This window comes from Lysinibacillus sp. CNPSo 3705 (assembly GCF_028674935.1).
Taxonomy (GTDB): Bacteria; Bacillota; Bacilli; order Bacillales_A; family Planococcaceae; genus Lysinibacillus.
On sequence record NZ_JAQZSD010000197.1, the window covers coordinates 1 to 460 of the forward strand.

The window sequence follows — 460 nt, forward strand, 5'->3', positions numbered from 1 at the left end:
AATTATTACAGCAGCTGTCATTACAACAGGTGAAAAAAGCGATGGAAAATATCTTCAAGAGTTAATTGAAAAAAGCACAAAAGCAGGTATGAAAATTAATACGGTTATTGGAGACGCAGCTTACTCTGAAAAGGCAAATATCGAATATACTAAAGAAGAGAAAATCGCGCTTGTGGCAAAGTTGAATCCTATTCCTACACAAGGACCACGAAAAGAAGAAGACAAGTTTGAATTAATAAAGATGCTGGAATGTTTGTTTGTAAGGCCGGCCATCTCGCGACAAGAAAAGCACGTACGGGTAAAAAAGGAACGAGTAAAAGTCAGACCTATTATTTTGACATTGAAAAATGCAAAGTATGTTCAATGAGAGAGGGCTGTTATAAAGAAGGTGCAAAAAGTAAAACATATTCTGTCACAATTAAGTCAGATACACATGCCGAACAAGAGGCATTTCAAAATA

General features: G+C 35.9%; 1 pseudogene. It reads left to right on the forward strand.

Annotation, left to right across the window (positions count from 1 at the left end):
- Positions 1 to 460 (forward strand): annotated as a pseudogene (locus PVA17_RS25320) (transposase); the annotation flags it as partial.